13 protein-coding genes are annotated in these 20,897 nt (G+C 36.8%); 4 read left to right on the top strand and 9 right to left on the bottom strand.

The annotated features are described in order from the left end of the window. Positions 1-139 precede the first annotated feature (139 nt). The 4 genes from K348_RS0110325 to K348_RS0110310 all read left to right on the top strand — a co-directional run bounded on the left by K348_RS0110325 (position 140) and on the right by K348_RS0110310 (position 7,565). Complete coding sequence (locus K348_RS0110325) at positions 140-2,167, top strand: glycoside hydrolase family 2 protein (protein ID WP_036930425.1); 2,028 nt, start codon at positions 140-142, stop codon at positions 2,165-2,167. A gap of 49 nt (positions 2,168-2,216) precedes the next feature. Then, on the top strand, positions 2,217-3,182 hold the full coding sequence (locus tag K348_RS0110320) for a family 43 glycosylhydrolase (protein ID WP_029904888.1): 966 nt from the start codon (positions 2,217-2,219) through the stop codon (positions 3,180-3,182). A gap of 69 nt (positions 3,183-3,251) precedes the next feature. Continuing rightward, positions 3,252-5,282, top strand: a complete 2,031-nt coding sequence (locus K348_RS0110315) for a hypothetical protein (protein WP_029904887.1) — start codon at positions 3,252-3,254, stop codon at positions 5,280-5,282. Between the two features lie 15 nt (positions 5,283-5,297). Further along, complete coding sequence (locus tag K348_RS0110310) at positions 5,298-7,565, top strand: GH92 family glycosyl hydrolase (protein WP_029904886.1); 2,268 nt, start codon at positions 5,298-5,300, stop codon at positions 7,563-7,565. Positions 7,566-7,626: 61 nt separating this feature from the next. Here the strand turns inward: K348_RS0110310 and K348_RS0110305 are convergent. The 9 genes from K348_RS0110305 to K348_RS0110260 form a co-directional block, all read right to left on the bottom strand. Beyond that, a protein-coding gene (locus K348_RS0110305; RefSeq protein WP_231496770.1) for an IS3 family transposase occupies positions 7,627-8,897 on the bottom strand; the annotation gives its coding sequence in 2 pieces (ribosomal slippage) (positions 7,627-8,522 and positions 8,522-8,897; 1,272 coding nt in all). Between the two features lie 104 nt (positions 8,898-9,001). Then, the gene (locus K348_RS0110295) at positions 9,002-9,745 is read right to left on the bottom strand and encodes a NigD-like protein (protein ID WP_029904885.1); all 744 of its coding nucleotides are present in this window, start codon (positions 9,743-9,745) and stop codon (positions 9,002-9,004) included. 257 nt (positions 9,746-10,002) lie between these two features. Next, positions 10,003-12,288, bottom strand: a complete 2,286-nt coding sequence (locus K348_RS0110290; protein ID WP_051697766.1) for an alpha-L-rhamnosidase C-terminal domain-containing protein — start codon at positions 12,286-12,288, stop codon at positions 10,003-10,005. A gap of 48 nt (positions 12,289-12,336) precedes the next feature. Beyond that, complete coding sequence (locus K348_RS0110285) at positions 12,337-13,311, bottom strand: glycoside hydrolase family 43 protein (protein ID WP_029904883.1); 975 nt, start codon at positions 13,309-13,311, stop codon at positions 12,337-12,339. A 263-nt stretch (positions 13,312-13,574) separates the two neighbouring features. After that, the gene (locus tag K348_RS0110280) at positions 13,575-14,462 is read right to left on the bottom strand and encodes a hypothetical protein (protein ID WP_029904882.1); all 888 of its coding nucleotides are present in this window, start codon (positions 14,460-14,462) and stop codon (positions 13,575-13,577) included. Positions 14,463-14,505: 43 nt separating this feature from the next. Continuing rightward, complete coding sequence (locus K348_RS0110275) at positions 14,506-16,581, bottom strand: glycoside hydrolase family 172 protein (protein WP_029904881.1); 2,076 nt, start codon at positions 16,579-16,581, stop codon at positions 14,506-14,508. Positions 16,582-16,611: 30 nt separating this feature from the next. Beyond that, positions 16,612-17,466, bottom strand: a complete 855-nt coding sequence (locus tag K348_RS0110270) for a carbohydrate kinase (RefSeq protein WP_029904880.1) — start codon at positions 17,464-17,466, stop codon at positions 16,612-16,614. Positions 17,467-17,477: 11 nt separating this feature from the next. Beyond that, positions 17,478-18,815, bottom strand: coding sequence for a sugar porter family MFS transporter (locus K348_RS0110265; RefSeq protein ID WP_231496772.1), 1,338 nt, complete (start codon positions 18,813-18,815; stop codon positions 17,478-17,480). Positions 18,816-18,998: 183 nt separating this feature from the next. Then, entirely contained in the window at positions 18,999-20,636 is a 1,638-nt protein-coding gene (locus K348_RS0110260; protein WP_029904878.1) for a glycoside hydrolase family 32 protein, read from the bottom strand. Positions 20,637-20,897: the final 261 nt, after the last annotated feature.

Here is a 20,897-nt window from a genome sequence, read left to right as displayed (position 1 = left end):
TAGCAAATTGCGAAAAATGTATTGTAACTAAATCTTTTATCGTATAATTGTTATATTATTTGACGTATTTGTGACATGAAGATTATTCGGTAATATATTATTTTGCATTCATATAAATAACTTTAAACTAATAAATACCATGAAAATGAGAAAAATGCTTATTGTATTACTTTTACTATTAAATATTATAAGTGTAAACTCTCAAGTCAGACAATATATCCGTATTTCAGATAACTGGCGGTTCTATAAAGGTTTAATAGAATCGAATACTCCTGAAGATTCGACTTGGGAGCAGATTGCCATCCCGCATACATGGAATAAAGAAGACGGAACTGGTGATGCCGACAGGAAGTATTATCGTGGATATGGTACATATAGTCATAAACTTCATATACCAAAGAAGTTAAAGAATAAACGTTTGTTTTTACGCTTTGAGGCAGTGAGTACTGTAGCCGATGTTTATCTGAATGGAGAATATTTAGGAAAGCATGACAACGGATTCAATGCCTTTTGTTTTGAAATAACAGATATTGCTAAGGCCGGGGATAACCAACTGGTGGTAAAGGCTACGAATGAATGGAATGAAAATATAGCTCCATTAGCCGGTGATTTTACTGTCTTTGGTGGGATATACCGTCCCGTATGGCTAGTAGCTTTGGATAAAATATGCATCAGTCCTCTCGATCATGCTTCATCTGGAATATATGTAACTCAAAGCAAGGTAACGGACAATCAGGCGACAATTGATATAAAGGCAAAAATCAACAATGGTTCAGATAAAAGAAAAGAATTAAATATTCTTTTTCAGCTTTTCGACAATACGAATAAACTTATAACTTCGGATATTCAAAAAGTCACAGTAGATAAAGGTGAAACAAATGACGTGCATAGTCAAATGATTGTTAATCATCCAATATTGTGGAATGCAAAGAATAATCCCCATTTATATTCTCTGTCGACCCGGATTATGGAAGGAAAAAAACTCAAAGATTCATTGACACAGCGTATCGGATTAAGGTATTTTGAGATTCATCCTCAAAAAGGATTTATATTAAATGGAAAGCCTTATAATATCCGTGGAGTCAACCGCCATCAGGATCGTCAGGGAATGGGCTGGGCTATATCAAATAAAGAACATAAAGAGGACATGGAGTTGATAAAAGAAATTGGCGCAAATGGTATACGTCTGGCTCATTATCCTCATTCAAATTATTTTTATGATTTATGCGATGAGAATGGCTTGTTGGTCTGGGCAGAAATACCTTTTATAGAAAGGGCAACACAATCGACAGAATTTATAAATAATATAAAGACACAGCTAACTGAACTTATCAGACAGAATTACAATCATCCGTCTATATTTTGTTGGGGGCTATTCAATGAATTGACCAAAGGTGAACCTCAGAATATTGTAAAGGAATTGAATGATTTGGCTCATAGAGAAGACCCTACCCGAATTACAGTAGCAGCACCCAATCATCAAAACAGAGCAGAAAATAAAATATCCGATCATTTAGCTCACAATACCTATCCAGGATGGTACTGGGCCGGACCAGAAGGAATGGGCGGCTCTCTTGATAATTGGAATGGTTCAATGGGCAATAAAGGTATTGCAGTCAGCGAATACGGGGCCGGAGCAAGTATTCATCATCATGAGCAGGGCATGAAAAATACAGCAAAAACAGATGGGTCGTGGCATCCCGAAGAGTGGCAGGCTATTGTGCATGAGAAAAACTACAAAGAGATAAAGAAACGCGATTTTGTATGGGGCTCATTTGTTTGGAATATGTTTGATTTTGCTGTTGCATCCCGAAACGAGGGAGATACTCCCGGAATGAATGATAAAGGACTAGTCACATATGACAGAAAGACAAAGAAAGATGCATTCTTCTTTTACAAGGCAAATTGGTCCGATGAGCCTGTAGTCTATATAACCAGTCGCAGGCATATAACTAGAAAAGACCCCGTATGCGAAGTTAAAGTATATTCTAATACTGCGGGTTTAAAGCTATTTGTCAACGGCGAAGATAAAGGTAGTGCTATTAGTGAGAATTGTGTATATATCTGGAAAGATATAACATTAAAACAAGGAGAAAATAAAATTTCTGTTACAGGAAATTTTGACAATAAAATTATATCTGATGAATGTATATGGTTCTTAGAATAAAAAATAGTTATTAATAAAAATATATACTATGAAGTTTAAAATCAGGAAAATGAAGAAAATCATATCCATTCTGTGTATTCTGGCATTTATTTTATTAACAAACAATGCCTTTGGGCAGAAAAATCCGTTTATACAGCATATGTACACTGCCGATCCCTCTGCCCGTGTGTGGGACGATGGCCGCCTGTATGTCTATGCTTCACATGATATAAATCCGCCAAGGGGTTGCGACCTCATGGATCAATATCATGTATTTTCTACTGACGATATGATAAACTGGGTAGATCATGGAGAAATATTAAGGGCAAGTCAGGTACCTTGGGGCAGGCCGGAAGGCGGATTTATGTGGGCACCCGATTGTGCTTACAAAGATGGAACTTATTATTTCTATTTTCCACATCCTAGCGAATCGTATACCAACGACAGCTGGAAAATCGGAGTAGCTACAAGTAAACATCCTGCAAAAGACTTTGTAGTGCAAGGTTATGTAAAAGGGATGGAATCTCATATCGACCCCCATGTATTTATAGATGATGACGGGCAGGCCTACATCTACCAGGGTGGCGGCGGAATTTGCAGAGCCGGCAAACTGAAAGATAATATGATGGAAGTCGACGGCGAACTGCAAACAATGGAAGGTCTCTACGATTTCCATGAGGGTACCTGGGTGCACAAACGTAATGGTATATACTACCTGTCGTATTCAGACAACCATGACGATAATTGGAATGACGGAGTTAAGGGCTACAACAGACTGCGCTATGCTACCAGCGATAGCCCGCTTGGGCCCTGGAAACATCAGGGTATCTATATGCAGCCTACACAATGTTTTACAAATCAAGGCTCAATAGTTGAATATAAAGGTCAATGGTATGCTTTTTACCACAACACAGATCTTTCAACCCAAAATGGTGAGTTCAATCAAGGACTGCGATCTATCTGTGTAGATAAATTATATTACAATACTGACGGAACAATACAAATGGTAGAACAAACCAAAGAGGGCTGGAAGTAATCGCAGACAAAACATTGCTAAGTTCCAAAGGGATAATATTTTAAACAAGTCAAATAATTAATATACGCCATGAAATTTAAATTCTATATCGTACTTATTGCTGTCCTCTCATGTATAATACAATCGTGCTCGCAGGCAGAATCTCAATTTTTAGATGGTGGCAAATGGAAAATAAAATATTCTGCAGAAACTAAATCAGTTGATTATATATATAATGGAAAAAACATATTGACAGGAGTAAATGCCCAAGCTTTATTCGGTGATGTTTTATTGCGAAGCAATGAATATGAAAAGGCGAAAATTCATTCGGAAGATGTCAATGATAATTTTGGAAAAGGGAAAAAGTATATTATCAGCTATACTTCGAAAGATAAACCTTCTCTTAATCAGATTTTTTATACTTATCCCGATAAAGATTACTTTTTTACAGAAGTAAAGCTTTCTTCCAATACAGATATATCAACAAATTATTTAGCTCCGATTTTCACTTGCTCGAAAGACCTTTTCTCAGATGAGGATAGCAACAATATGTTGTTTATCCCTTTCGATAATGATGCGTGGGTACGGTATGCAACACTTCCGTTAGATACCAGTAATCTATCTTTTGAAGCTACAGCAATTTATAACGGGTTAGGCAGGAATGGATTAATTATAGGTTCCGTTGAACATGACATATGGAAAACCGGGGTGAAAATTATTGCTTCTGAAAATAAATATATCGATACATTGGAATGTTTTTCAGGTGTCACTCACAAACTTACACGTGATATACTTTCTCATGGAACGATAAAAGGAAGGGAAGTTAAATCAGCCAAAATTCTTGTCGGTTATTTTAACGATTGGCGAACAGGAATGGAAGAATATGGGAAAGCCAATGCCGCTATAACTCCTCCCCGCAAATGGGATAAGGGAACTCCATTCGGATGGAATAGCTGGGGCAGCATGAAACAACATGTTAACTATGAAGGAGCAAAGGATGTCTCTTTATTCATAAAAGAAAATTTACAACCTAAGGGCTTTGAAAATAACGGCACAACAATTATTGATCTGGACTCATTCTGGGATAATTTTTCGAGAGAAGAATTAAAGCAATTTGCCGATTATTGTAAATCGCATAACCAAATTCCCGGAATATATTGGGGGCCTTTTGCCGATTGGGGCAAAAATCCGGAGGCAACAGTTGTAGGCAGCCTGCCATATAAATATAAAGATATTTACCTGTATGCAAACGGCAAACCTCAGGATCTGGACGGTGCCTATGCAATTGACCCGACGCATCCGGCAACTCAGGCGAGAATAGATGAATTTATGAATATCTTCCATACTGCCGGATTTGAATATGTAAAGTTGGATTTCGTTACACATGGTGCGCTTGAAGCGGATAAGCATTATGATGAGAAAATTACTACAGGAATACAGGCATACAATTTTGGAATGCAATATGTTAGAGATAAAGCAAAAGATATGTTTATGGCACTGTCGATAGCACCGTCATTTCCATCACAGTATGGTCATTCGAAACGTATAGGATGCGATGCATGGGGAAGTATAAACGATACTGAATACACATTAAATGGACTGACTTTTGGTTGGTGGCTGAATGAACTATATCCTTATAATGATGCGGATCATCTTGTTCTTGATGGCTTCTCAGACGGGGAGAACAGGGCGCGTATCACATCAGGCGTAATCACCGGACTCTATTTATTAGGAGATAACTTTAGTACAAAAGGCAGTCTGATAGGAACTCTCGAAGCACGTTCTAAATCGTTAAAATATGCATGTAATGAGGAAATAAATAAAATAGCCCGCATAGGACGCTCATTTAAGCCGGTTGAAGGATATAATTTATCTAAAAAAGACGGAGCGGAAACAATGTTTATGCTCGATACAAAAGAGAACTTTTATCTTGCAGTTTTTAATTATGATAATAAGGACTCTGTAGCTAAAGTTGATTTAAAGAGATTGGGCTTATCCAAAAGCAACATTAAGGAAATAAAAGAACTGTGGTCTGATAAGAATGTAGAAGCAACAGAAGAATTTCTTAATTATAATTTACCGCCACGAGATGTATGTGTATTTAAGTTTGAAAAACTGTAATTAGATTAAATATAAATGAAAAACATGTACTCTAAAATCAATATTCTTATTTTACTATTGTTAGTGAGTTCATTTTGCTACCCGCAAAAGAAATATTTGACAGATTATGTTAATCCTTTTATCGGAACAGCATTAAAAGGGGAAGGGGGTACTGCACCATTTGTCTGTTCACCTTTTGCCATGACTAATTTTCTGCCGCAAACCCGCGAAAATAAGATGGGCACAATGGCATATGTGTATGACGATAGCCATATGATTGGATTTTTGGCATCGCATCAGCCTACAGTATGGATGGGTGATTATGGATATGTATCGCTTATGCCACAGATAGGCGAACTTAAAGTGCTACCTGAAAAAAGGGGATTAAAGCTGGATAAAAAGAATGAACAAGCTAGTCCGTATTACTATTCGGCACTGATGGAGACTGATGATAAGAGGATCATTCAGGGAGAGATTGCAGCAAGTAGTCGTTGCGCTTTGTTTCGTTTTACTTTTCCAAAAAGTGAAGAGTCTCACATTATTATCCAAGGGATAAATCTAAATCCTGAATTGAAGGATTGGTGTAACGATTATGAGGACAGGATAAATAAACTAAAAGGATGGATTAAAATAGACGTTGAAAAGAATGAAATAATAGGATATAATCCGGATCGGCAATCGGCTCAGTTAGGACCGGAATTACCAAACTTCAAGGGATATTTTATTATACAGTTCGACAAGCCTATTGAAAAATACGGGACTTGGGAGAAATCAGAAATCTTTTCAGGAAAAAATGAGCAATCTGGTACTCGTATGGGAGCTTACATTTCTTTTTCCACTAAAAATAAAGAAAAGATTACAGCCCGCATTGCTACCTCATTTATCAGTATTGATCAGGCCAGAAGAAATTTAGAAATTGAAGTGCCCGAATGGAGCTTTGACAAGCTAAAGCAAAGTACAAAGCAAAAATGGGAAGAAAAACTTTCGAAGCTTCAGGTGAGTTGTGATAATGAAAATGATAAATCTATTTTTTATACGGCTTTGTATCATTGTTATCTTTTCCCACGGGAATTTTCAGAATACGGGAAATATTACAGTGCATTTGATGATAAAATACACGAAGGGGTTTCCCACAACGATTATTCATTATGGGATACTTTCAGGGCTTTTCACCCATTAATGACCTTATTAGAACCTAGCCTAACAAATGACTGGATAACGTCGTTGTTACAGATGTACAAAGAGGGTGGCTGGTTGCCTATATGGCCAAATCCGACATACACTAATATTATGATAGGGACGCATGCCGATGCCTTTATTGCCGATGCATATATGAAAGGTATACGCAACTATGATGTAAGTCTGGCGTACGAGGCTATGCGTAAAAATGCAATGACTCCTCCCGATTGCGATACCCAACGGCGTTACGGAGATCGTGACCGCTGGACTTCTTTCGAGGCACGAGCAGGAGCCAGCTATTATCATACAATCGGTTATGTCCCTGATGATAAAACTGCAGAATCGACTTCGCGGACGCTGGAATATGCTTATGACGATTGGTGTATCGCACAGGTTGCCAAAGATATGGGAAAAAGAGACGATTATGAACAACTGATGCGCTGGTCGGGGAATTATAAAAATGTTTATAAAAAAGATAAGGGATTTATGCTTCCCCGAAAATATAATGGAGAATGGATAGATACAGATGATAATACACATCATGGCATGACTGAAGGCTCTAAATGGACCTACCTTTTCTGTGTTATGCAAGATATACCCGGTATGATCGATATGATGGGAGGTAATAAAGCTTTTGCGGAAAAGTTGGATAGAAATTTCAATGAGAACCATTATCGCCACGATAATGAGCCGGGGCATCATTACGTATACCTTTATAATTATTGTGGGCAACCATGGAAAACTCAAGAACTGGTGCGTCATCATACACGGATTAATTACCGAAATTCACCCGATGGAGTTAATGGCAATGACGATTGCGGACAGATGTCAGCATGGTATCTATTTTCAGTGATGGGCTTCTATCCTGTTACGCCGGGAAGTAATGAATTTGCTATTGGTGCACCACAATTTCCTGAGATAAGAATGAAATTGCAAATTGATGGCGAAGAGAAAATACTGACAATAAAAGCTAATAATCTTTCAGAAGAAAATAAATATGTAAAAGGTGTTTATATTGATAACAAAAAGATAGAAAAGTCTTTTATCAATTATTTTGATTTGATAAAGGCTAAGCAAGTCACCTTTGAAATGGGAAATGAAAAGTCATCTTCATTTATTGATTAGTCTGAGAACAGATCAAAAAATTAAATTCATATTGTCCCGTCCTAAAATAGGTTTACAGGATTTATATTAAAATAGTATAAGAACCGATGGATTTATGTTCATTGGTTTTTTGTTTCAGATGGATAAAGTTAGGCGTTTTCATATTCAGAGCCAAATGTGGTCTTTTATTGTTATAAATATCAATAGATTGTTTAATTAACAGGCTTAATTGCTGATAGTTATTGCATTTTGTAAATAAGAACTCATGTTTTAGTATTCCATTAATTCTCTCAGCCAGTGCATTTTGATAGCAATCATAGCCATCAGTCATCGATGGAGTAATTTTATTCTTAGCTAATATTTTCTGATATAATTCAGAGCAATATTGTAATCCCCTATCAGAGTGATGAATCAAAGGGTTATGGTAAACTCTAGTCTTTATCGCCATTTTCAGAGCTTTAGATACACTTTGTGCACCCAAATCATTACTTAGATGATATCCAACTATTTTTCTGGAACAGGCATCAGTAATCAAAGACAGATAATGTGTCTTTTGTTTTGATTTAATATAGGTTATATCACTCACAAAAACCTGTTCGGGGCGATAGACAATCATATCCTTTAACAGGTTGGGATGTTTATGTAGCCAATGTTTTGACATAGTAGTCTTGGTATATGACCGAACAGGACTTATTAACATTTTATTGGCCCTGAGGATACTGAATAGTTTATCTCTGCCAATATTCAAAGAAGAACCCAACAGGTAATATAATTTGCGAGTTCCAAGTCTGGGCATAGCCACTCGAACATCCTGAACTTTGGATATAACATACTCGCCATAAGCTTGTTTCTGCTTAGCTCTGTCAACTCGTTTATAATAAGCCTGTCGGCTGATCCCGAAGACATCACATGAATAAATCATGGTTGCTGTCCTTTCTTCTTTGAAGCGTTCGATGCTTCGGGTACAGACTTTTTTCGGACGGGAATATTAAACTCTTTTTCGGCTATGTCGATCATAATATCAAACATGATTGCCTTATCCTGTTGAAATTCAAGCTGCTTCTCTAAACTCGCCTTTTGCTTTTCAAGCAGACGAACTTTAGCTTCCAGTTCCATTAACCGTTGTTCAGGAGTCTTTTCCATAGTAAATTTGACTTGTAATTCTCGGTCTAAGGTACCAAATTTTCTGAGCCAAGTGCGAATTGTGCTGGTTGATTGAATGCCATACTTGAGAGCTGCTTGAGTTAAGTTGAGCTCTCGGGATTCAATTTCTTGAACCACTTGAAGTTTAAAAGATAGGCTGTAGTCTTTTTGAGTACGTTTGACATAATACTCATTTTCTTGATGTTCCATAATAAGTTGTTTTTGTTGTAAACCTATTTTAGGACGGGACATATCTAAAAACGAAAAAACGATTGCGGAATGCTCCGCAATCGTTTTTTTCTTTATCTAAAACTTTATTTCAATTTTAATGCGCTTCTTGCATCCGTAACTCCGGATTTTCCCTCAGTAGCTTTGCGTGTGCAATAATCAAACTCGTAAGACTTGTCGCCAGTAAATGATTTCCATTTTAGTTTTAGTTTCACAGTCTTACCTTCTGTGTCCGGCAGGCTGCTTAGATTGAATGCCACTAAGCCGTCAGCTTCTTTGCCGTAAACATCATCATAAGCATTGTGCCTGAATTCTACCTCATAAGGTTTTGCAGGATCAGTACTTGCCAATAGATTTACAAAATGAGGCTTGCTCCCCTCATTAAATATTGTTCTGAAGCGGAGGGTCAAATAACCGTCTTCGGCAATTGTTACCCAATCATTAATTATTTCTACAGGGTCAGTTCCATATATTTTATCATTATCTGCTCCTAAATCAGGAGCAATCTGTTTTGTAAGAAGACTATCTATCCAGTTGATCTGTACAGCCTTGCTGTATCCTTCGCTAGGTTTATTTACTTCACTGTAATTAACAAGAGCCCGTACTTCTTTTGCACCGAAAGGAGATGCTCCGATATTTGTAGGCAACAGTGTTGTTTTGTCATCTAATTGTAGAAAGAATGATTTATCATCAATCGGCTTTACGGTTACAAGAGCATTGGGATGTCTTAGTTCCCATCCATCATCGTCATCATCATCCAGACAAGACTGGAATGTCAGAGTGAAACACATAAGTCCTAGGGTCATCAAAAAAAATCTCAATGTTTTCATAATTATAATATCATTAATGTTTATTTGTTGTCTGTATATATAGATGAATAAGGCATAAAAAAAGTTGCAATGATGTATTATAAAATATATTAAGAAAGACTTAAAAGTTGATAAGCAATATGCACTTTTGTATAGAAAAAGTTTGATGTATTTTACTGTCAATTGTTTATACCTGTTAGTAAAGCAAATAATATAGCGCATCCCTTTAAATGAAATGCGCTATAAATACTACCTATAGAATTTTAATTAAAATCAGGCTACTGATATATCATTCTTATTGTATACGTACCCGATGGTATATCACCCAACGAGATAAAAGGAGCATTTTTCATTTCTGTTGTTTTTTGTCTATTCCCATTGATTTCTATTTCGTATTTTTTAGCCAATCGGGGTAGGTATACTTCACTCTCCATATTAGCAGGTATCGTTATCTGCATAAGGTATTCACTTGTTTTGTTTTCTATATAAAGATTTATACTTCCCTTTATTGTCGGTATCTTAGCCTTAGCACATTTAAGAAAAGCTATTTGCGGTTTTATCCTTACTTTATCAAATCCCGGAAGCAAAGGCTCAACACCCATAAGTTTTCTTGGGATTATATTTGCAGGAACAGCTCCCCATGCATGATTCCAATCCTGGTTCGGCTTATATTTATTATCCCATGCTTCCAATGAAATGGTTGAACCAATACGAATCATATTATACCAGCTGCGGTCGTCGGTTTTGGTAAGCATTGTTAGGGCATATTCAGCATCCGAAGCCTCATACAGCGCATCCATCAGAAACTGTGAGCCATATACACTGCAGGCCATTTTTCTGGAATGTATAAAATCGACTACTTTATTTATTTTATTATCCGGAACCATTCCGAATGCAACGGGAAACATATTCGAATGCAAAGAGGAATGATCTGTTGTGTTTCCGTCTACATAATAGCCGTACTTTTTATTTAAGAAAGTATCATTGAATCTAGTTAAAAATGTATTTGCTTCTTTATTAAAATAAACCGCTTCGGAATTAAAATTAAGGGCTTTGGCGATTTTAGCCATAAGCTTTAATGTTTTGTAATGAAAAGCATTTGTTACCGTATTATAATCAGTGAAAACAAATCCGTCGGCTTCTCCTCCTTCATGCTTGTTTAGTCCAAGGATGCCGGTGTGTGGCCAGTCAACAATATCCCTAATTTTCTCATTATTACGGTTAATGGAAGAGAGGAATTCGGGAGTTTGCAGATTTGTAGTTGTGCTTATCAGACCATTTTTTTCTCTCAGTTGCAATAAGGTGCGTGCTTTGAGAATATTATAATTAGATTTGAGAGATCGGCTATCGCCTGTGTACATATAGTCATACCATGCTATCAGAACAGACTGCAATATCCATTCTGTAGGCCATGTCGGAAATTGGAGCAAATATTCATGGGAACGACGAGCCATCGAATATTCACGGTCAACGCCATAATGGCAAAGTTGGTTGATAAGGGCATCCGCTTCGTAAGGAATTCTTTCTCTATCGCCATCTATATAAATTCCGGTAAAGGATGTCGCTTTAATGGAGTATTTACACAAATCCCATATTTGATTCAACGTATCATTACTACATTGAAAGTATGAGGCAGAATCATCGAACGGATAATGTACGCTTTCTCTAGCTATATCTGTCTTTGAAAGCGGTTTGCTGTATTTATCTATTTCACAATACCTGTAAGGCAAGACTTCACCTATGTAATCAGGCATATGGATTGCTACTTTACGAGTATTTAACTTGTCAGCTCTTATCTTTATCCTGTAAGTATGGGTGCCTTTATTTAAAAGTAACGGATATTGCTGATAACGAATTGTTCCCTCCGGTTTACAGTCGACCCTGTTCCCTTTTATTTGCTCGCCCAGATGAATGATAATGCTATCGTTATCACATTCGGAAGAGAGAGTCAATAGTAATTGGGCGAAAGCATCTTTTCCGAAATCAATCATTGTCGTTTCTTGTGAAAGTTTCTTTATAGAAACCGGATGTTGTAAGGTCTTTATTTGTGGATAGAAACCGGAGGCATATCCTGAAAGTTTCGAAGCTGTACGGAAAGCTTTGATGTCAGACCAATCACTTTCTCCGCCTGTATTGGTTGTTAACCTGACTTTCCAAAAATATGTTTTGTCAGGCTGTAAGGCATTCCCCTTGTAAGTTACAGATGTTGACTGTTTGCTTTCTATTGTTCCACTATCCCAGATTATTCCTTTGTCGGATGAATCGTCAGGGAAAGAATCAAAAACCATAATCCGATAGGTAGTTTGTTTTGTATTTTCAGCCTTACCGGGAACAATCCAGCTAAAGGTCGGTTTATATGAAGCAATTTGTACATATTGTAGAGGTTCGATAGCATTTTCAATGTCCCAAACAGGTACATTTGAAAGGTATCCGTTTTGCCATGTACGGTCTGTATGCTCGATTAAGTCGGTGAGCAGGCCATATGGCTTATAATTACCTGCAGATAAAGTAAGGGTCTGTAAAGTGATGATAGATATACTAATAAAAGATTTAAGAAGTTTCATGTTATATATATGAGTTATGTATGGTTAGCATATTATTAAATAATAAGCTTATTCTGTTACCTTGGGTTCTATGATATTTCCCCCAATCGATAAAATTCCCTGTGGCGAAATTGACAGATCAGTAATAAAGCTTGTTCTGGGGCCTACATCTTTTGTGTTAGCGTGAGCATGAAATATATATCTGTATTTTCCTTTACTATCTATAAATGGCGCTCCATGCCCGGTTCCTACAAGATGTTCTTTCGGTTTTTGTAATACAGGGTTATTCTCGTATTTTTTCCATGGGCCTAAAGGTGATGAGGATGTTGCATAACCGACTCCGTAATCCTGACTTCGGAAATCGTTGCCTGAATAAATTAAATAATATGTCCCGTCTTTTTTTAATATAGATGGTCCTTCTGTCACCTTCCCTAATGATTTTTCCCATACCTGAGAAACGTCTATACATTTTACCAACGTCTCTTCTTTTATTGTCATCAGGTCTTTTTCCAATTCGGCGCACCAGATTACATTACCATCGGTAAATCTAACAAAATACAGATAAGGAGTACCATCTTCATCGATAAAAAGAGAAGAGTCGATGCTTTTTTCTTCCCTCATCGGCTTTTTCTCGTCTTGCACAAAGGGTCCCAGAGGCGAATCGGATATTGCCACACATATATGTTCCTCGGCAGAATAGTACAAATAGAATTTCCCATTCATTTTATTATAATATACTTCCGGAGCCCAAAACCATTTTTCGCCATAGGAATCGTTTTTACTCAAAGCTAGATTTTCATATCTTTTCCATTTTTCGAGGTCCTTTGAATAATAAACTTCAAAACCCAGATCGGTAGATGTTCCATAAGCATAGTACAGGCCATTATGATATAGAATAAAGGGATCGGCTATTGGGAGAGTATTCGATATAATTAGAGAAATTTTATTATCAGGATCGCTTTTTTTACATGCATAACAATTAAAAGAAATACAACATGTGGTATAAATGAGTAAACTAATAATAATCAGTCTTACAATTTTCATGGTTTAGTTATTTAGTTTTAAGGGCATAGAATTTGATTTTGATGTAAATATAGTATTTTTCATTAACATATAATCGGATAAGTATTGGCAGAAAGAATTATATAAATAACAATGCATATGGCAAATTAATATTAATTTGCCATATGCATTGTAAGTAATAGAAAGAGATAAATGGAGCTGTTTTGAATTTATTAATAGACAATTACTGCTATAATATAAATAGAATATATTATTGATGTTATAGGAATAAATTGAAAGAATGTTTATCTTTTAATAAATGTTGGTTGAATATTAATTCTTACAGTGCCAGGTCCCTCCTGACCATTAAATGAAAAAGTTGATTCTAAATAATAAGTGCAATCAGAACATCTGGTAAATTGGGAATCTCCTACATGTCGACAATTCTTGGTATAAATGCGAATTGTTCCAGAAAGGTGATCACTATCATCAAAATTAGAAAGAGGGACTAATATTGGAGTATTATCGTAATAACCTAAAGAAATTAAATCAATATATGTTGTTTTACTTATTGTTCTATGATCAAAAATTCCTCCTGTGGTAAAGTTTGTTTTATGAACATTGATCTTTAGCATCAAAAGGTAATTATCAGTTACATAATAACTACCTTCAATGCGTTTTAATGAGCGATTAAATTCTAGGGAAGGCATATATGCCGTATATCTACCAAACTCTTTTTCGTGGTTGCATTTTTCATTTCCATTCGAGCCGGAATAACGGCCTGAATAATTAGGATCAGGGGCAAGCTCAATTGTTATTGTGCTATAATTACATAGATTCTGTACCTCAAGACGAAGTTTCCCAGAATATCCATTTGATATAGATATTATAGCACTACCGCTTAACCCACCGTTATAAGGGGTGGTGTAGCTCCAAAGTGGAGATCCGGATGAAGCCGCGAATAATTTCATCCTATAACCAACATGACAGGGGTTAGGTCCCGTTATATTCCAGGTTACATTTCCGGAACCATTATTTAGAGATACATAAAAACTTCCGAAAGAAATTTGAGAAGATTTCGTTTCTTTATCAACTTCTTCAAAAAAACTGTTATCCTGTATTTGTATGTCATTTTCGATATTAGAACAGGAAAAACTTACCAGTAAAATAAACAAGTAAAAGGTTATTTTCATAATGCTTAAATTTAAAGTTTCTAATTGTTTAATTAATGTTTCCCTATTTTGATATTATTTGTATACAATCAAGACCGAACATATATCTTGCACCTTGTGATAGTTTATTTGCGCCTGTTATTTCAACCCGTAATTTAATTTTACTATTTGTAGATGTGAAGATTCCGAGATTCAGAGGTTTCGAATGTTTTACATTTCTATTGTACCCATCAAAGGTTATAGGAGATAGTTTATTATTTATTCTGAAATTGATAATGCCATAATCGAAAGATTGTGTAGCATACAATATGACTTCATATTTACTCTCTTTTAAATTGTCGAATTCAAATTCGACATAATCCCCGACTTTTCCATCGCGGCATAACAAATGTGCTGCCCGACTCCATTTTCCATCCCATGAATCAGAAGCATCTTGTTTTTCCAGCCTTAGAGATGCAGATTTATCAGAAGCTTTTAGTTCTTCAAATTCTATACTGTTTGCTATTTTATAATTAACCGGATTCTCGGGTGTTGGCACCAGTTTCCTTTTAGCTTCTTCGACACCGGATGTACCAATAGCCCGCGAATTGTAATCGCCATACCAATAAGTAGTTGTAGCATAATCAGAATAGCCGTTTTGCCAACCGATCATTTCAATATCGAATTTCATTTTTTCCTTAAAAGGTATACCATCAAGATTACGTGTGCGGAAGAAGGCATTATACCCATGCGAACTGGCTAAGTCTGCCCGGGGTGCACCGCCGAAAGGTGTATGGAAAGGTACTACAGGTGCCCATGAGCTATTATAGTAATCTTCTGTACCTGTACCGAAATGAGAAGGGAAAGTGTCATTATCCACCCATATTTTTTCATCACCTTCTCCATACCAGCGTGGAGCATGGTTGAATAATGACAGGAGATCCCCTTTATAAACTCCCCGACCTTCTATTGTGCTAAAATTCCAATCGGCACATTTATCGGGCTCGCTATGGATATGTACGGGGATTCCGGTTTCCTGTCGCCATGAACTGTGGAAGTATAGTGAACGCTCATCCCATGGTAAAGGAGATACATTTGCCTCCAGTTTTACATCTAATGGAGAATCTGAAATGTTTATCAGTTTTAGAGTACCATTATGTTGATATGGCATCAGCCATCGGCTGGTTATATTTCCTTTTCCATCCGAATTCAAATACCAGCTTTTTACATATGGTGCGCCCATCCCTCCGGCAGAGAAGTCACTCAATGGCACCCATATTGTTTGCTTACCGTCGAACTCAGCAGAGAATATAATTTCTCTCATTAATTGATCAAAGTGGATACTATCTTTAGTATTTACATTAAACTTAACTTCGTAAATCGCATTTTCTCCTTCCGGAAGTTGTATAATTAATGAATCTGATGCGGCTAATACCCTGCTATCAGCCACTGTTTTCCCATTTCGAGATAGGGTCGGATTTAGAAGTAAATTATCCACTTCGGCTATTTTCTTTTCGGCTCTTTTTACAACTTCAGCAGAAAAAGTTTCAATTTTTGTATTCTGTGAATATTTCCTGTAATTTATTCCATAATATTTAGGCGTCGGATTAACACCGACTTCGTCTTCGAATGTAATTTTGCAACCTTTCGCGTATGGTATAGGCAGAAAAAGTGTATTTCCTCCTTTTCCTTCCGGTTCGTAACTGGTGTGAGGTTGAAGCATTCCCAGTCCTAAGCCGGGAATATTTATTTTCATTAGGTCATAAGCAGGAATAGTCCACCCGGGAATAGATGAACCATCAAAATAAAACCGCCATGTACCTCTTTTATCAATTGTTGTAATCCATATGCGGGTTATTACTCCCGGCCCTGTTTCATCAAACATTACTTTTTCTATCCTCCCTTCAACAGAGTCTGTCCGTATGATGCCGAAACCATCATCATTGGCAAACCAGCCGGGATTGCCCGGTGATACGGAACGCCTGTCGTAACTGCTTTCCTGATGACAAGTGTAATATGGATCGGGAAAGCGTGACAATTCCTCTACTGACACCATTTCATCCAGAAGTGATTCCAGTTTGATGATGTCCTTTTGACTGTTGCAGCAATTGAACGTTACAATCAGAATAATAAATAATAGAATGTGCTTAATTTGTTTCATATATGTTAGATTTAAAGTAGCAGATATTAATTACTCTTTTGGATGAGGAATCCAAGCCCCCGGATGTGAGCAGACATGAGCGGCAGCTTTTACAGCCTTTTTATGTGATTCTTTTAAACTATTCCCGGATAGTAAAGAAGCTATTAATACTCCTGAAAAGCAATCGCCTGCTCCTACTGTATCGGCAACATTAACTTTAGGTGTTTCTATCATCGATGATTCATCCGGTGTATATATTATGCTGTATGATTCTCCTGCGGTAAGAATTACAAGTTTAAGGTCAAATTGAGAAATGAGCCAATAACAAACGTGCTCATTTTCCATTTCAATAGAAAATATATCTTTTAATATTTCTATTTCTTCGTCATTTATTTTAAAAGCATTGGCATACGTAAGAGATTTTACAATCAGTTCTTTTGAGTAGAAGTGTTGACGCAGATTAATATCATATAATCTATAGGCGTCGGGCTTGGTCATTTTGAGAAGTTCTACAGTTGTATTCCTTGATACTTCACTGCGCTGTGCCAGTGTACCGAAACATATAGCATCTGCCTCGGATACTAATTGTTTCATATCCTCTGTCAGTGGAATATAGTCCCATGCTACATGTTCGTTTATTGTATATTGCGGTATTCCGTTTTTTAAATCTACCTGCACTGTACCTGTCGGATAATCAGCTTTCTCTATCAGGTATTTTATTTTATTGTTGTTTAATTCCTGAAGCAATTCTTCGCCTAATGCATCATCTCCTATGGCACTTATGGCATATCCATCCGCTCCCGATTGTGATGCATGAAAGGCAAAGTTAACCGGTGCTCCTCCTGCTTTTTTACCATCTGGGAGTAAATCCCATAGTAATTCTCCTATCCCTACTATTTTTATCATTAAGATTTGTTTTATAGTTTAAGTTCCTTTTCTATTTGCTCCAATGTTTTACCTTTAGTTTCAGGTATCCATATTTTAACAAATATGAACGCTAATAAAGTAAAGCCTCCGAAAATGGCGAAAAGACATTCATCACCTAATTCTGAACGGATAATAGGTGCAAAATAAACAGTCAGGAAAGTGCAACCCCAGCTTACGGCCGTAGAAAAAGACATAGCCGTTCCTTTAATTTTAACGGGATAAATTTCGGATATAATAACCCACATTACCGGTGCATATGATGCAGCAAAAAATGAAATATATACAAGCAAAGCGAGCAGAACACCCGTGCTATCCTGGGTTTCTCCTCCAAACGCGAAAGTCAGGTAAGCCAATGCAAACAACATACCTACGGCTCCCCAGAGCAACAAAGTCTTACGTCCTTTACGGTCAATAAGCCAAAGTGCAACGATTGTCATCAATACATTTACTAATCCTACCAACATAGACTGTAATAATGCCGTGTCGCCGCCCACACCTGCAGCCTTAAATATATCGGGGGCGAAGATGATAACAGCATTTATCCCTGTTATTTGCTGAAATGCAGCCAGTAAAGTTCCGATAACAACTATCTTTCCGGTTTTGCCTTTAAATAACTCGCCGAGAGATGTTTTCTCTTTTTGTTTTTCGGTACTGAGGGACTCTTCCATTTCTTTTATCTCATCAGATGCATCGGCGTTCCCATTTATTCTGTTTAATATATTCAGAGCATTTTTCTTATCTCCTTTAGATAACAACCATCGCGGACTTTCGGGAAAAGATACCAACAGAAAAATCAGGTATATAACCGAAAATATTGCAGGTACGGCAAGCATGTAGCGCCAACTATCTGTAGACAGATCGAGAAGAATGTAATCGAAAATATACGCTAATAATATACCTATAGTAATAGCAAACTGATTGAACGAGACCAAGGTTCCTCTCTTATTAGCAGGCGATATCTCTGATATATACATTGGTCCCACTACCGAAGTAGCACCCACAGCTAAACCCGAGAGTACCCGGAAAATAGTCAGCATTGTAAAACCCGTTGCAAAAGCACAGCCTAATGATGAGATTATATATAAGACGGCGGTTGCAATCATTACTTTTTTTCGGCCGTATTTATCGGTAAAGCTACCTGTAAAAAGTGCGCCGATCAGGCAGCCGATCATAAGGAAGCTGGCTACAGTTCCTAATTTAGTGACGCTTAAACTAAATTCATCGGCAATCAGGTCGTTCGCTCCTGAAATTCCGGCCATATTTAATCCGAAAAGCAATCCGCCATTAACGGCAACGAAAGTAATCCAATACAAATATTTGTTATTCATATTCATCATTTAATTTAGTCTGAATAAAATCTAATTGAGATTTTATATAGGTTTGTTATATTATATGGTATAGAGTATATTTTTTGTCTGAATACAAAAGGTAGTATATTGAAGGCATTTTTTTAAGAATAATTTTCCCTGCAGGTCATATAGGCATTTGGCCCGCAGGGATAAAATAATTTATTACCAGATAGATTTTACCTTAAACACCTCGAGATTCTTTATATCTATATTATGGCCCCAGAAATGCAGACCTTCTTTGTTGTTACTATCAGGCCTTCTACCCATAGAGTATGAATATACACCTCCGTCGATAAATACTTCTATAGTAGTTCTGTCTATATATATGTCAGCAGATAGTTCCATACTGGTCATATCTTCAGGAGAATAAAATCTTCCGTTTATTGTATTAGAATTCATATCATAATCTATAATCTTTTGCCCGAATAAGTTAAAACCGGCACTGGTAGCATGAGATAATTTAAACTTAGTTTTTATTCTCAGGCAATCGGCTGAATAGAATTCTTTCAGTAACTCATTTGCTTTATCAGTTGTCAAGCTTGTCCAATTGCCAGCAGGAGTAAACAGCTGTTCTGTTTCTTTTACCGGAACATTAAATAATCTCGGACCTTCTTTTGTCGTGCGCAAAGTCAACTCAGTAGGTAAACACATCATCCCGTTGAAAGGCATTCCCGGATGACTTACGCGCCCCCAGCCAATCTGCACACGGCGTCCATCAGTCATATTAGTAATAGTTTGGGCCGCATATATTAAGCCGGTAGTGTATTGATATTTTCCTTTTTCAGGAGTAAACACTTTTCCGTCAAACGAACCGAGCATATATGTACCCGTTGCTCCATACATTACCCATTTTGTATTAGCAGGATTTCCATCGATAGGAAGTTCGAATAATTCAGGACACTCCCAAAATCCGGTTACATGACTTTCATATTTCCAGTCTTTAAGATTAGGAGAAGTATATATCGAATGACCGTCGCGCTCATTCAATACCATTACCCAATGTTTACCCGGTTTGTACCAGAACACTTTAGGGTCGCGTGTATCCTGACTGTTCCATATATGCTTCGAATCGATTACAGGATTTCCTGTATATTTAGTAAAAGTACGTCCTTTATCGAGGCTGTATGCAATACACTGAACCTGTTTGTCGCCGGCAGCAGTATAAGCTGCGATCATCGCCGGAGTCTTTCCTTTGTTATATCCGGCGGTATTATCATAGTCGATAACAGCCGATCCGGAAAACATGCCGCCTAAGTGATCCGGATATAATGCATCCGGGAGTTCTTCCCAATGGATAAGGTCTTTACTTACAGCATGTCCCCAATGCATATTCTCCCATTCTCTTTCGTATGGGTTGTGCTGATAGAACAGATGATATTCACCGTCATAATATACAAGTCCGTTAGGGTCGTTTATCCAACCACGACGTGTGGTGAAATGAAATTGCGGGCGATTCTTTTCCTTATACAGGCTGTCTTGTCCTGCTATTATATCATCCTGATATATTCTGTTGAGGGCTTTATCACTTCCGTTATAGGTTATTGTAACAGTTTTTCCTTTCAGGTCTGAGACATCTTTAAAGACCCAATAGTCGGCTTCCTCGGGAGCTAGTCGTATCACTACAGATAAATCCGGTTTTCCATCTGTTTTGAATATCATTCTTTGCCTGTCCTCTTTATGAGATACAGGGAAATTCAGATATTTTTTGTTGATTTTGATTTTTATTTCTCCTGCCGATATTGAAAAACTTGCAAGAAGAAAAAGACTAATCGTAAGCGTTTTTGATACTAGTGATTTCATATAGTATATTTTAGTATTAAATGATTTAAAGTTAATATAGTTCAATCTTTCTCTGTAAATAATCGAAGACTATTTTAATATTGCAAACATAAAGCATCTATTTTTCATTATTAATAAAAAATGTTGCAAATTCATATAAAAATGTTGCATCATTTATTTTTATATTTTTATAAATGATTTATGCATAATTAATTACATATTAGTCCCGCTTTTTATATATAATTCCTTAAATAAAAAAATCAAAACGGAGTGCTATATTTG

The organism is Prevotella sp. 10(H), from assembly GCF_000711235.1.
Taxonomy (GTDB): Bacteria; Bacteroidota; Bacteroidia; order Bacteroidales; family Dysgonomonadaceae; genus Dysgonomonas.
The sequence above is the reverse complement of the archived record's forward strand: the minus strand, read 5'-3'. Positions and strand labels throughout refer to the sequence as shown.

What these genes read in the sequence shown, in the direction of transcription:
- K348_RS0110325 (WP_036930425.1), top strand. Translation starts at nt 140, where the DNA reads ATGAAAATGAGAAAAATGCTTATTGTATTACTTTTACTATTAAATATT.
- K348_RS0110320 (WP_029904888.1), top strand. Translation starts at nt 2,217, where the DNA reads ATGAAGAAAATCATATCCATTCTGTGTATTCTGGCATTTATTTTATTA.
- K348_RS0110315 (WP_029904887.1), top strand. Translation starts at nt 3,252, where the DNA reads ATGAAATTTAAATTCTATATCGTACTTATTGCTGTCCTCTCATGTATA.
- K348_RS0110310 (WP_029904886.1), top strand. Translation starts at nt 5,298, where the DNA reads ATGAAAAACATGTACTCTAAAATCAATATTCTTATTTTACTATTGTTA.
- K348_RS0110295 (WP_029904885.1), bottom strand. Translation starts at nt 9,745, where the DNA reads ATGAAAACATTGAGATTTTTTTTGATGACCCTAGGACTTATGTGTTTC.
- K348_RS0110290 (WP_051697766.1), bottom strand. Translation starts at nt 12,288, where the DNA reads ATGAAACTTCTTAAATCTTTTATTAGTATATCTATCATCACTTTACAG.
- K348_RS0110285 (WP_029904883.1), bottom strand. Translation starts at nt 13,311, where the DNA reads ATGAAAATTGTAAGACTGATTATTATTAGTTTACTCATTTATACCACA.
- K348_RS0110280 (WP_029904882.1), bottom strand. Translation starts at nt 14,462, where the DNA reads ATGAAAATAACCTTTTACTTGTTTATTTTACTGGTAAGTTTTTCCTGT.
- K348_RS0110275 (WP_029904881.1), bottom strand. Translation starts at nt 16,581, where the DNA reads ATGAAACAAATTAAGCACATTCTATTATTTATTATTCTGATTGTAACG.
- K348_RS0110270 (WP_029904880.1), bottom strand. Translation starts at nt 17,466, where the DNA reads ATGATAAAAATAGTAGGGATAGGAGAATTACTATGGGATTTACTCCCA.
- K348_RS0110265 (WP_231496772.1), bottom strand. Translation starts at nt 18,815, where the DNA reads ATGAATAACAAATATTTGTATTGGATTACTTTCGTTGCCGTTAATGGC.
- K348_RS0110260 (WP_029904878.1), bottom strand. Translation starts at nt 20,636, where the DNA reads ATGAAATCACTAGTATCAAAAACGCTTACGATTAGTCTTTTTCTTCTT.